This window comes from Chitinophaga sp. CF118 (assembly GCF_900112615.1).
Classification (GTDB): Bacteria; Bacteroidota; Bacteroidia; order Chitinophagales; family Chitinophagaceae; genus Chitinophaga.
In genome coordinates, this window is the sequence record NZ_FOMK01000007.1 from 152,799 (window position 1) to 165,119 (window position 12,321).

At 42.5% G+C, this 12,321-nt stretch carries 8 protein-coding genes; 4 read left to right on the top strand and 4 right to left on the bottom strand.

Annotation, left to right across the window (positions count from 1 at the left end; translation table 11 throughout):
• Nucleotides 1-33: 33 nt before the first annotated feature.
• Nucleotides 34-885 (bottom strand): KPN_02809 family neutral zinc metallopeptidase, encoded by an 852-nt coding sequence (locus tag BM176_RS23815; protein ID WP_090106847.1) that lies wholly within the window; start codon nucleotides 883-885, stop codon nucleotides 34-36.
• A gap of 69 nt (nucleotides 886-954) precedes the next feature.
• Between BM176_RS23815 and fdhD the strand changes: the two genes are divergently transcribed.
• Nucleotides 955-1,779, top strand: coding sequence for a formate dehydrogenase accessory sulfurtransferase FdhD (gene fdhD / locus BM176_RS23820; protein ID WP_090106848.1), 825 nt, complete (start codon nucleotides 955-957; stop codon nucleotides 1,777-1,779).
• An 11-nt stretch (nucleotides 1,780-1,790) separates the two neighbouring features.
• Nucleotides 1,791-4,100, top strand: coding sequence for an FdhF/YdeP family oxidoreductase (locus BM176_RS23825; RefSeq protein ID WP_090106849.1), 2,310 nt, complete (start codon nucleotides 1,791-1,793; stop codon nucleotides 4,098-4,100).
• Nucleotides 4,101-4,323: 223 nt separating this feature from the next.
• Here BM176_RS23825 and BM176_RS23830 read toward each other — a convergent pair whose 3' ends face one another.
• Nucleotides 4,324-6,426: a BamA/TamA family outer membrane protein gene (locus BM176_RS23830; RefSeq protein ID WP_143097900.1), complete on the bottom strand. Its 2,103-nt coding sequence runs from the start codon at nucleotides 6,424-6,426 to the stop codon at nucleotides 4,324-4,326.
• Nucleotides 6,427-6,525: 99 nt separating this feature from the next.
• Nucleotides 6,526-7,287: a DUF695 domain-containing protein gene (locus tag BM176_RS23835; RefSeq protein ID WP_177230521.1), complete on the bottom strand. Its 762-nt coding sequence runs from the start codon at nucleotides 7,285-7,287 to the stop codon at nucleotides 6,526-6,528.
• A 140-nt stretch (nucleotides 7,288-7,427) separates the two neighbouring features.
• Here BM176_RS23835 and BM176_RS23840 point away from each other — a divergent pair, with 140 nt between their 5' ends.
• Nucleotides 7,428-9,890, top strand: coding sequence for a TonB-dependent receptor (locus tag BM176_RS23840; RefSeq protein ID WP_090106852.1), 2,463 nt, complete (start codon nucleotides 7,428-7,430; stop codon nucleotides 9,888-9,890).
• 74 nt (nucleotides 9,891-9,964) lie between these two features.
• On the top strand, nucleotides 9,965-10,441 hold the full coding sequence (locus tag BM176_RS23845; RefSeq protein ID WP_090106853.1) for an acyl-CoA thioesterase: 477 nt from the start codon (nucleotides 9,965-9,967) through the stop codon (nucleotides 10,439-10,441).
• Nucleotides 10,442-10,493: 52 nt separating this feature from the next.
• Here BM176_RS23845 and BM176_RS23850 read toward each other — a convergent pair whose 3' ends face one another.
• Nucleotides 10,494-12,272, bottom strand: coding sequence for an ABC transporter ATP-binding protein (locus BM176_RS23850; RefSeq protein ID WP_090106854.1), 1,779 nt, complete (start codon nucleotides 12,270-12,272; stop codon nucleotides 10,494-10,496).
• Nucleotides 12,273-12,321: the final 49 nt, after the last annotated feature.

Genomic DNA, 12,321 nt, shown 5'->3' on the forward strand with positions numbered 1-12,321 from the left:
TCGATCCCTTCGTAGAAATTGGAAGTATCTTTTTTAAAGATCCGTTGCATTAAATGTATCTCCATCTTTAATATTCCCGCTTTCAAATCCTTTCTTGAACCAGCGCATCCGTTGTGCGGAAGTTCCATGAGTAAAAGCATCCGGTACTACATATCCCTGGGCTGCTTTCTGCAGTTTATCATCACCAACGGCGCTGGCTGCACTCAGTGCTTCTTCAATATCACCGGCTTCCAGTACATCATCCATTTTTTGTTCATGGTGTGCCCATACCCCTGCGAGGAAATCGGCCTGGAGTTCCAGTCTTACAGACAACTTATTATATTCCTCCTCACTAAGCCGCGAACGCATAGCATCCATCTTTTTAGTGATTCCCAGCAGATTTTGTACATGATGCCCTACTTCATGAGCAATTACATAAGCCCTGGAGAAATCGCCCACTACGTGAAAGCGCTGTTCCATCTCATTAAAGAAAGACAGATCCAGATATACCTTCTCATCTGCCGGGCAATAAAATGGTCCCATAGCAGCCTGTGCGGAGCCACAGCCAGATTGATCAAAATCTCTGAACAACACCATATGTGGTTTCTGGTATGTTTTATTCATTTCGGAAAACAGCTTTGTCCATACATCTTCAGTTTCGGCAAGGACAGTAGCAGCAAACCGGGAATTTTCATCACTGTTGTCTGTTACCTGCTCAGATTGTTGAGTATTGCCACTCCCCTGCTGTACCTGTTGCAGCACCTGTTGGGGATTCCGGTTAAACAATAAGGCCAGTACGACGATAATAATACCGCCAATACCACCGCCAACACCTAAAGTACGCATTCCACCACCACTACGGCGGTCTTCTACGTTATCACTTAATCGTCTGTTTTGCCAGCGCATATATGCTATTTTTTATTTGTACCTAATGTACTGAAAATTTGATGCCATTTATTATTTGTAACTTTATGTATGTTACATCCGGCCATTTCTTATACCCGAATAACAAAAGTACAGGATACCATTATTACTGCTACAGAAGATGCACTGGCAGCAGAAGAACCATTGGAAATCAGACTGGTACACGGACCATTGCACGATCGCCAGCAGCAAAGTATTACTGTAACTATGCGTACGCCCGGACAGGATAAAGAACTGGCAGGCGGTTTTCTTTTTACAGAAGGTATTATCCGGTCCCAACAAGATATAACAGAGATCAATAGTGATTTAGAGAATGTGGTAACAGTTACCCTACAGGAAAGTGTAGTTCCCATTTTACAATCGGCTCAGCGTAACTTCTTTGCAAATTCCGGCTGCGGTGTTTGCGGGAAAACAGATATCACGTCTATTTATGCGCCGGTAGAAAAGCACGTTACACAAGAGATCATTGAGTGTAAGGCATCATTGCTGATACAATTACCAGACCTGTTACGTGAGCAACAGGCAATTTTTGAAGATACCGGTGGATTACATGCTGCCGCATTGTTCAATAATGAAGGTAATTTATTAATTATGCGGGAGGATATTGGCAGGCATAATGCGGTGGATAAACTGGTAGGTGCCGCCCTGCAAGAGTCTCTCTTCCCTTTAAAGCATTATATTTTATTACTAAGCGGACGTGCTGGCTTTGAGCTGATTCAAAAAGCCGCTATGGCAGGTATTAAAATGATTGCCGCTGTAGGCGCTCCCTCCAGTATGGCAGTGAAAATGGCACGTGAATGGGATATTACTTTGGTGGGATTTCTTCGTCAGCAGCGATTTAATATTTATACAGGAGAACAAAGAATAGTCGTTTAAAATATTCCTATATGTCAACATCATCCGTCATCCCAGGTGCAGAAAATCCCGAGGAATTTACAGGATCCGTAAAACTAGGTAAACCTAAAACTACAGCAGCTGGTTTGCCAGCTGTAATTTCAGGTGCAAAACATATCCTGGAAGAAATGGATGCCGTCCGGGGACTCAAAGCACTCCTGAAACTGAACCAGAAAAGTGGGTTTGACTGTCCAGGCTGTGCCTGGCCTGATCCCGATGACGAACGCTCTTCCATAGGAGAATACTGTGAAAATGGGGCTAAAGCGGTTGCGGAAGAAGCTACCAGCAAAAAACTGGATCCTTCTTTTTTTGCAGCTAACAGTGTGGCTGATCTCGCAGAACTTACAGATTATGAGATAGGAAAAAAAGGAAGAGTTGCCCACCCGGTGTACCTGCCTGCGGGGGCTACTCATTATCTGCCCATCAGTTGGGAAACGGCCTTTGATAAAATAGCACAACATCTCAATGCGCTGGCATCTCCGGATGAAGCCATCTTTTATACTTCCGGCAGAACCAGCAATGAAGCGGCTTTCCTGTACCAGTTATTTGTAAGGGAATATGGCACTAACAATTTGCCCGACTGCTCAAATATGTGTCATGAATCCAGCGGGGTGGCATTGGGAGAATCATTAGGAATTGGTAAAGGATCTGTTACACTGGATGATCTGTATATGGCAGAAGTGATCATTATACTGGGACAAAATCCGGGTACTAATCATCCCCGTATGCTGACTGCCTTACAAAAAGCTAAGGAAAACGGTGCGACCATTATCGCTGTTAATCCTTTACATGAAACAGGCTTACTTAACTTCCTGAATCCCCAAACGGTAAAGGGCATACTTAATATTAAAACACATCTTACCGATATCTTCCTGCAGGTAAAGATCAATGGAGATCTGGCATTAATAAAAGCGCTGACGCTATTATTATTGCATGAAGAAGATAAACATCCCGGCACTGTATTCGATAAAGATTTCATAACAGAGAATACTCTTGGTTATGAGGATTATATCTCGCATTTGCGTCAGCAGGATCTATCACAACTAGCAGAAGATTGTGGTATCCCTTTAGAACAGATTGAGCTGACAGCAAAAGCTTTGGTAAATAAAAAGAAGATCATTGCCTGCTGGGCAATGGGCCTTACCCAGCACAAGAATGCTGTTGATACGATCAAAGAAGTAGTGAACCTGCTTTTATTGAAAGGCAGTATTGGCAAACCTGGCGCGGGTACCTGTCCTGTGCGCGGACATAGCAATGTACAGGGCGACCGTACAATGGGGATCTTCGAAAAGCCTTCAGAACAATTATTGAATTCCATACAAAAAATATATGGTTTTAATCCTCCGCGGGAGCATGGGTATGATACCGTATCTGCGATTCGTGCTATGCGCGACGGAAAAGGAAAAGTATTCTTTGCGATGGGCGGGAATTTTCTGTCAGCTACCCCTGATACAGAAGTGACTGCACAGGCGTTGCGCAATTGTGACCTGACAGTGCATGTATCAACCAAACTGAATCGCAGTCATCTGGTACATGGCAAAGAAGCGATAATCCTGCCCTGCTTTGGCCGTAGTGATAAGAACGTTATAAACGGAGAAAATCAGTTTGTTACCTGTGAGAACTCCATGGGAGTAGTTCAGATGTCAAAAGGGAATCTGAACCCTGTATCCACTCATCTGCTGAGTGAACCAGAGATTGTATGCAGGTTGGCGCAGGCTACACTGGGCAGCCGGTCCCGCGTTAACTGGACACATTATATGAAACACTATGATTATATCCGGGAAGATATAGAAAAGGTAATTCCAGGATTTGATAATTATAATGTGCGGGTAAGACATCCTGGTGGCTTTTATCTGCCTAATAGCGCACGGGAAGGAAAGTTTAATACCCGAAGTGGTAAGGCACATTTTAATATAGCAGATGTTACTACACAAAACCTCGCGGCAGATGAATTTATGATGATGACTATCCGCAGTCATGATCAGTTTAATACTACGATCTATGGGCTGGATGATCGTTACCGTGGTATATACCAGGAACGGAGAGTTATCCTCATGAACATAAAAGATATTCTTGCTGCAGGTTTAAAACCGGGTGATGTGGTTGATCTGTATAATGAGTTTGGCGGAACAGAAAGGGTGGTACATAAATTCTTAGTGGTAGAATATAATATCCCTGAGAAATGTACAGCTACTTATTTTCCCGAAACAAATGCGCTGGTACCACTGAATAGTGTTGCAGATAAAAGTAATACACCGACTTCTAAGTTAGTGATACTGAAGATTAAAAAGACTGAATTATAATTTGAAGAATTCAAATCTAAACTAAAAAGGAGTGCGGATACCGCGCGATTGCGGAATGATCAATAAATACACCTTATCTACCGTGATGCTTAGGTAAAGTTTAATAAAGATCTAATCTAAAATATTATTCTAAAGCCTAATTAACAAACAAAACAGGTAGATACAGAGTATTTATTGATTATTCGCAATCTGTAAAGACACCCTTTAAAATCAATATGTAGGTTTATCTGAATTGTAAGAAAGCCGGAGCTCTCAATCCATAGATATCAAAACGGAAATCAACAATCGTTGTAATTTCCAGGAAGAACGGTTTGATAGGTGCCGGGGTTTTCGGAAAATAATTTCCTGAGATCTTGATCGTATTTATAGCCAGGTTTTCATTCTTTACCCTGAAGCCAAATCCTATACCTGTGTAAATCGGGTTCTTTAAGATATTATTGTTGTTCGATGTTAGCTGGGAAGCCTGTAATGAAGTAAAAAAATTAAACTTGAATCCTAACACTTTCAGCGCACTGTAGTATACCGTTTCAGATCTTAAATTCAGGCGCTGATAACCGTTCATTAAACTTCCCCTGAATCCCCATACCCCGTGTTCATTATTAATATCCAGCGGCCGGTATAGATACGGATTCACATTGCCCAGGTAATCAAAATAGGTGAATTGACGGAACATCGCTTTCCCGATTTTAAACAGGCGACTGTAATATTCTATCTGGGCGTGAATTACCGGATCTTCTGCCACATTATCCAGCCAGAAAGTACTTATGCCGGCACTGGCATTTATTACTCCCTGCAAACGGGTGGGCCAGAATTTCTGTGCTTCTATACCGGTATATGCCCTTCGGCGATGATTCCAGGATTCCCATCCTGCAGATATGGAAGCGGTATACCCCAGCGGAATATCCTCTGTACGGCCAAAACCGAAAAAATGATGCGTTTTGAAGAAGTCCTGTTTAAACACAACCGCTTCCCCCAGGTAAAAACGCCGGTCATTGTACACCGGACTTGTTTTAAACATTTCCTGTTTGGGCGTGCGCTGAAAGAATATGTTATTATGCCGGAACAGAAATGCCAGGTTAGGTTTACGGGAACCAGCTTTACGCTTATCCTGCTTAAGGAAGTTATAACCACCCCAAACATCTATCACCTGGTAACGGTAATCCCGGTAAAAGGTATCTATTCTGTTGAAGTTGTTAATAGAGAAATGGTTAGACAGGTTCACCCCACCTACCCAATTTGCCTCACTTCTGTATAGCGGACGGTTCAGGCTTATGTAATAGGCCCCTTCATATACACCGGAATCTATCGGATTGTAGTTGTTTAGGGAAGTGTACCCCGCTGAGAAGTCGGTGAAGGTTCCCAGGGCATTGTACTTCGTATATCTTATTTCTGATCCCCAGGGAGGATTATAATTATTATGCCAGGAAGTTCCTATTCTTAATTCCTGACCAGCACCAAACAGGTTATTATTAGATACCGTTGCCCGGACGGCGGTAGGTGTAACTTCTGAAACATCTATGCCATATTCAAAAACATCTTTTGTTACTACAAGCAGATCAACAGAATCCGGAGATACCGCCGCATTAATAATATATAAACGGGCATCCGATACAAAAGGCCGGTTACGCAGGTAACGTTCGTTATCCGACATTTCATAAGGGTTGATTGTATCACCCTGCCGGAAAAAAAGTGATTGCCGGATTACCCACTCTTCCGAACTATAATGGAGTCTGTTTGCCAGATGAATCAGCTTCATACTGGTAGTGAAGGCTGTATCTTTGATGTTATCAGGACCGAATACATTTACTTTCCGGTAATAGATATCCCGGATTACCCTGCCGGAAAAAGGCGTAAAATACTTTTCACTTTTAATGATTACACTGTCATTCAATTCCGGCTCAGGTATATTCTGACGGGTAACTTTCCTGATAATTGAATCCCGGTATTGTTTGTTTCTCATGGAGTCCCGGTATTCCTTCATACGCCTGAACCAGTTTTTAGAACCAGGCTTGGTCTGCACAGAATCTAATAATTTGATATTTTGAGGTATAATTCCGGATATTGGCCTGCTTAACCCCTTGGTGGAAACCGTATCAAATAACCTGATACTCTTCAAATCAATCCCCAACACAGGGACATTCTCCTCCTTAACAGGAACAGTATCAACTGATTGAACATTTTTTATGCTATACACGCGTTCTCCCTTTGCTGTAAGAGACAACATCATCAGGCAACAATAAATCAATAAACCAGGTAATATATTTAAACGCGTTCCCACTCTTTCCGGTAGATAAATAAGATGGTATACTTTACATACGTAAAGCATACCTGATAGTTGTAACAGTTCGTATGTAATCTAAAAAAAAATTGTGAATCAAACAGGCAATTCCTGTTTGTAAGGAGAACTAACTGAAAAACGCTTAAATTATTGTGCTACTATTACTGTTTCCCAACCATCATAACGGGCATTCATTTTCCGGGCCAGTTCCCATAACAACATAACAACAGCATCTATGCTGTCCTCATCAGTTTTATCATTCCGGGAAACCTGTAATCCGCAAGGCAGGTCACTATCTGATTCAGCAGGCCATCCCTCTACGATGAATCCCCGCGGCTGAATCTGTTTCCAGTATAAATCCCTGTCGGCTTCGGTGGTAAAAAAGATCCAATGATCTATATGTCGTTCTTTATCTTCAATATCCCCATTTTGCTTCAATGTGCGCAGAACTTTGCGGTTCTGCATGCGCTGAAATTCCTGGATATCCGGAAGCAGGAAATCGAAATACAATTCCCAGTTTTTATCCTCTTTCACCTCATAATCATACTTATATCCCGGGAAGCGGACCATAACATCTCCTATAAATTTATCGTGGAGTAAAGGGTTACCGATGTAAAAGTAGAAATCACGGATACCGGCGGAAATGGTTCGGCCAGCTAAATGTGCCTGTAAAGATTGTTCCAGTTGCAGCACCAGTCCATCCTCTATCTCTCCTAATGTTTCAAATTCTTCTGCTTTGGGAAAACCATCCGGCCGGGGATCATTCAGGTATACAGAAATGTATAACGAAAATGGTTTATTGTTCAAGGGAGCGAAGCGTCGTAAGTCAAGATCCAGCCCTATAATAGCCGGTGTATCCTCTATATGGCAAGTGTATATATCCCAGTCCGGTCGGTAGTCGTTTGGCATAAAGCATTGATTCGAAAATAACAGAGCGTGCAAAGATACAGAACGCCGCCCGCCATTCATCCAAAAGTCAGGTATTCTTTTTCCAATTACTATTACTTTTAATATCGTTACAGGCTCACTTTAGAAAAGTATTTTGAATCATGCAGAAAGTTGTCACTTTATGTTCGGGAATGGTATTGTCATTCTTTCTTCACACCTATGCCCAGGAACCGGTCCAGAAACCAGGGGAAAATGGCGCTCTTTATGGTAAATTAGTGGATGCGCAGACTAATGCACCCGTAGAATATGCATCTGTTGCTATATTACGTTCAGCCGATTCCAGTGTACTTACTGGAATGTTATCTAAAACAAACGGGGATTTTAGTTTCCCTGAAATTGCATTCGGCAAATACCTGGTAAAGGTAAATTTCATTGGGTATGAAACCGTTTATAAAACAGTTATCTTAAACTCAAAAGCTAACAGTGTAGATGTAGGTAATCTGAAACTGAAAGCAAATGTAAGATCTCTGGCAGGCGTGGAAATAGTGGGAGAAAAACCCGCTTATACTATGGCGATCGACAAACGGGTGTTTAATGTAGATAAAAGCCTCTCCAGCATTGGAGGTACTGCTACGGATGTGCTGAAACAGGTACCTTCCGTAAATGTAGATATCGATGGGAATGTAAGTGTAAGGAATGGTACACCTACCATATTTGTAGATGGCCGCCCTACCACGCTTACCCTGGATCAGATCCCTGCGGATGCTATTGCCAATATTGAGGTGGTGACCAATCCATCTGCCAAATATGATGCAGAAGGTGTAAGCGGAATCCTCAATATTGTGCTGAAAAAGAACCGTAAAGCGGGTATCAACGGACAGGTGAATGCGGGTGTGTCCTCTCTCGGAGGTATCAACGGCGGACTGGACCTCAATATCCGGAGGGAAAAGTATAATGTTTCACTTAGTTATAATGTCCGTACCCGTAAAAGTGCGACCAACTCCCACCTGTTCCGCAAAAATATTGGAACAGATACCACTACTTACCTGGATCAGTATAATACGGGCGACAATACCCGCAAATTCATGTTTGGCAGACTCGGATTCGACTGGTTTGCAGATAACCGGAACACTATCAGCATTTCACAGGGAATAATGGGTGGAGATTTTAATGATTATAGTGATGTTACATTGTATGATCTGGATGAGGATAAACAACGCGTTGATTACGGACCGGGCATAGATAATAATACACACAGCTGGCGGAACTATTCATCTCAACTGGGTTATAAACATACTTTTGCCAGACAAGGCCATGAATTAACAGGAGATTTTACTTATAACTACGCTACCAGTAAAGATGGGGCCAACTATGATATTCAATATTATGGGATGGACAATTCACCCATCAATACACCTAAACCACAAAGCCGTTATGGTAACGGGAAGGGGAATACAACCTATCTTACCGGTCAGATCGATTATGTAAATCCCTTTTCGGAAACATCTAAACTGGAAGCAGGATTACGTACTACCAGCCGCATATTCAACAATAAGTTGAATACTATGGGAAAAGATTTTACTTCTGGTAATTATGTGCTGGATTCATCTCTTTCCAATGATTATCATTATAAAGAAACTATCAATGCCGCTTATGTAAGTTATTCCGGCAATGCTGGCAACTTTGGTTACCAGGCAGGTTTAAGGGCAGAACAGTCGAATTATAACGGGGAAATGAAGAGTATTGGCAAGAATGATTATGCAATAAAATATCCTATCAGTTTGTTTCCCAGCGTATTCCTCTCACAGAAATTTAAAGGAGATCATGAAATACAGTTGAATTACAGTCGTCGTGTAAGACGTCCGTGGTTCCGGGATCTGCTGCCTAATATAGAATATAGCGGGCAGAGTGCGGATCGTGGTAATCCAAACCTGCGACCAGAATTTACCCACTCTTTCGAGCTGAGTTATCTGAAAGATTTTAACAGGAAACACAATGTATTAGTATCCTTATATTATCGTAATACAGAAAAAGCGATCACCGATTTTTCACTGGATACTATCCTGAACATTAACGGGCAGGATCAGAAAGTGGTGCTCACTTACCCGGTAAATGCCAATACCAGGAACGCCTATGGTGCAGAGTTTACGGTACGCGACCAACTCACAAAAGACTGGGATGTAACGACTAACCTGAACTTAGCTCAAACTAAGATTAATGCGCGAAACCTGCAGAATAACCTTTCCAACCAGGGCTTTACCTGGTTTGGTAAGATTAACAGTAATTACAAATTACCCTGGAATACCAGCGTACAGGTAACGGGTAACTACGAATCAAAACAAATTCTGCCACAGGGAGAAAAAGCTGCCAAGTATAGTGTAGACATGGCCGTAAGAAAGGAATTCCTGAAGAAACGTACATTGGCAGTATCGCTGGGACTGAACGACATATTTAATACAGACCGTACCCTTACTTATACCACTACAGAATTCTCTGATCAGGAGTATTACCGCAAGCGTGCCAGCCGCGAACTGCGTTTGAACGTATCCTGGAGATTTGGTAAAATGGAGACTAAACACAAGAACAAAAAAGAAGAGCAGCCAGAAAATAATAATGATATTTAAGCATCTTACGAAAAATAAAAAAGCACTATATAATAAATGCAAGTTATTAACTTGCATTTATTATTTTAACGATCATGATAGATACTACCACTAATACCGTTACGCTTCGTTTCCTGGCCGAACCATCCGATGTGAATTTTGGAGGTAAAGTACACGGAGGTGCGGTAATGAAATGGATTGACCAGGCAGGTTATGCCTGTGCGGCTAACTGGAGCGGGCAATATTGTGTAACTGTATATGTAGGGGGAATCCGTTTCTTTAAACCCATCGCTATTGGTGATATGGTAGAAATAACGGCTACTATTATCTATACCGGTAAAAGTAGTATGCATATTGCAATTAATGTACAGGCAGGAAATCCGCGTCGTCAGGAAAGGATCAAAACCACACACTGTGTAATGGTATTTGCTGCTGTAGATGATCAGGGTAAAACTGTAGCTGTTCCTAAATGGACACCGCAAACGCCTGCTGCCATTGAAATGGAGGCCTATGCTAAAAAGCTAATGAACCTGCGGCAAAACATTGAAGATGAGATGAAACCGTATATGTAGGGAACTACTTATACGATTGCATCTCAAGCAAAATATTAAGATGGAATGAAGTTTAATTGGTAAACTGCATTTCACTCAGGTTTTTATACAGACCTCCCTCTATCATTACAAGTTCTTTATGGGTGCCTTGTTCTACAATGCTTCCTTTATCGAGTACGATAATCTTATCTGCCTGACGCACAGTACTAAGGCGATGTGCAATCACAATTGAAGTTCGTCCTTCCATCAGTTTTTCCAGGGCATCCTGCACCAGTCTTTCAGATTCGGCATCCAGTGCAGAAGTAGCTTCGTCCAATATAAGGATGCGGGGATTTTTAAGTACCGCACGCGCAATAGCTATACGCTGGCGCTGCCCGCCCGATAATTGCACTCCACGTTCCCCCACAACAGTATCCAGTCCTTCCGGAAAGCGTTGAATAAACTCCCATGCATTTGCTTTTTCTGCGGCCGCTATCAGTTCGTCTGTTGTAGCATCGGGTTTCCCATAGGCGATGTTTTCCCGAATGGTACCTCCGAACAAAAATACATCCTGTGGAACGATGGCCATCTGGCTGCGGATGGCAGATAATGGAAACTCGCTGATCCCTTTACCGTTAAACCGGATTCCGCCAGCCACCGGATCATACAGGCGTAACAGTAAGGATACGATGGTACTCTTTCCTGCTCCGCTTGGCCCTACTAAAGCCACCTGCTGATCTGCAGAAATATCGAAAGAGATATTCTCCAATACCTGGAGGTTATCGCGGGAGGGATAACGGAAGGTAACATTATCGAAAGATATTTGTCCGGTCAGTTGATATTCAGGTGAGATCTGAGAGCTATCAATAATAGGTTCTGCAGATTCATCGAGTATTTCCAGCAGGTTCTCAGTTGCACCAATGCTTTTCTGGATACTGGCATATACCTCTGCCAGTCCGGCGACAGACGCACCTATAAAACTGGAATAAAGGATGAAGGAGAAGAGCATTCCCGCAGCTAATTGGCCAGCGGCAATCATCAGCGCGCCCTGCCATATAACGGCTACCATCGCCCCGAAAATACCCAGGACCATACTGGAAGCAAAGATGCCCCTGAAAGATCCGGCCTTAATACCAGTATTGGCAACTTCGGTTGTTTTCTTCTTATAACGTTTCATCTCAAAGAACTCATTGGCAAATGCTTTCACATTAAGAATGCCTTGTAAAGTTTCCTCTACAATTGTATTCGCTTCTGCTACCTGAGTTTGTGCCTGTTTGGAATAACGGCGGAAGATCCGGCCAAAGAAAAAAGCGATCACCATGATCACCGGCAGGCAGGACAACATCAATAGTGTTAAATATAAAGAAGTATTTAACAAGAGTACGATACCTCCAATAATGATTATCAGTTGCCGGATGAATTCTGCCACAGTAGTAGTAAATGTTTCCTGTAACAGGGAAATATCGGAAGAAATCCGGCTTCCCAGTTCGCCTACTCTCCTGCCAGCGAAGAAACGCATTGGCAGCTGGATCAGGTGGTTGTAAATATTCTGCCTTAATGAAGCCAGCGACCGTTCTGTAACATTCACAAAGAGGATGATCCGTAAATAACCGAAGATCCCCTGTGCCAACAGGATACCCACCAGCAACAAACCTGTATGGTTGATAGCCGCAACACTCTTATTACCGGTGCCGGAATCTACCAGTTCGCCCAGGAGTTTTGGAAAGGCCAGGTTGGAAATGCTGGACAGGAAAAGGAATAGTAAGCCCAGACTGAAAGCCGGCCAGTAAGGCTTCACATATTTATATAAGCGGAATGTTTTCTTAAATGATCCAATGCGGAATCCTTTTTTAATCTCATTATTTTGTTGCATCAGTTACTATTAACCTATTAGGATGAGGGATTGTTGTAAATGTCTTATG